This is a genomic window from Nocardia sp. NPDC003345, assembly GCF_053589395.1.
Genome location: NZ_JBSFRU010000622.1, coordinates 1 through 1,140, shown reverse-complemented (window position 1 = coordinate 1,140; position 1,140 = coordinate 1). Strand labels below are relative to the sequence as shown.

The 1,140-nt window shown below is 67.4% G+C and carries 1 protein-coding gene and 1 pseudogene; both read left to right on the top strand.

Features of this window, described 5'->3' with window-relative positions; translation table 11 throughout:
* Positions 1 to 335 (top strand): annotated as a pseudogene (locus ACWDU1_RS32485) (50S ribosomal protein L25/general stress protein Ctc); the annotation flags it as partial.
* A gap of 21 nt (positions 336 to 356) precedes the next feature.
* Positions 357 to 932, top strand: a complete 576-nt coding sequence (gene pth / locus ACWDU1_RS32480) for an aminoacyl-tRNA hydrolase (protein ID WP_450004239.1) — start codon at positions 357 to 359, stop codon at positions 930 to 932.
* Positions 933 to 1,140: the final 208 nt, after the last annotated feature.

Here is a 1,140-nt window from a genome sequence, read left to right as displayed (position 1 = left end):
TGATCGTGAAGCGCGGCGAAGAGGTCACCGCCGACGTCACGGTCTCCGTCACCGGTGAGGCCGCCCCCGGCACCCTGGTCACCCAGGACGCCACCACCGTCACCGTCTCGGCCGAGGCGCTGAACATCCCCGAATCGCTCGAGGTCTCCGTGGCCGGTGCCGAAGCCGGCACCCAGGTCACCGCCGCCGAGATCTCGCTGCCCAAGGGCGTCAGCCTGGTCACCGACGCCGAGACCCTGATCGCCAACGTCACCGAGGCCCGCGTGATCGCCGAAGCCGAGCCCGAGACCGAGGCCGCCGAGGGCGAAGCCGCCGAGGGCGAGAGCGCCGAATAAGACGCCGTTTGTAGCGCCGCGATGGCCGATACCGCGCCGGCGCTCGTCGTCGGCCTGGGTAACCCGGGATCCGGCTACGAGCGCACCCGGCACAATGTGGGCTTCCTGGTCGCCGACTCGCTCGCGGAGCGGGTCGGCGGCCGGTTCACCGTGCACAAGAAATCCGGCGCCGATGTGCTACAGGCCCGATTGGACGGCCGACAAGTCCTGATCGCCAAACCGCGGTCCTATATGAACCTGTCCGGCAAACCGGTGGCCGCCCTCGCACGTTTCTTCTCGGTACCGCCCACCGAGGTCGTCGTCATCCACGACGAACTGGACCTGCCCTTCGGCGAGATCCGACTCAAACGCGGTGGTGGGGAGGGCGGGCACAACGGTCTGCGCTCGGTATCCGGCGCACTGACCACCAAGGACTATCTGCGCACCCGGATAGGTATCGGCCGCCCACCCGGCCGCCAGGACCCCGCCGATTTCGTCCTGAAACCCTTCTCCGCGGCAGAGCGCAAGGAAGTGCCCGTAGTGGTCGAACAGGCGGCCGACGCGGTTGAGCTGCTGCTGAGGGTGGGCTTGGAGGCTGCGCAGAATCGCCTGCATTAATTTTGGAGGCGCTCCGCCGCGAAGGTGAGTTGGGGGTGGCATCTCCGTGCAGAGTGAGTCCGGATGTGTCCCTTCGCGAAGTGTGAGTTGAGAGGCGACCTCTTGGCGAAGGTGAGTTCGGATGTGCCCCCTTCGCGAAGGGGCGGGCTGTAATTTTGGAGCGGCTCCGCCGCTCGAGGGTGGCGCCCTATTAACCCCGGGTCTTCAC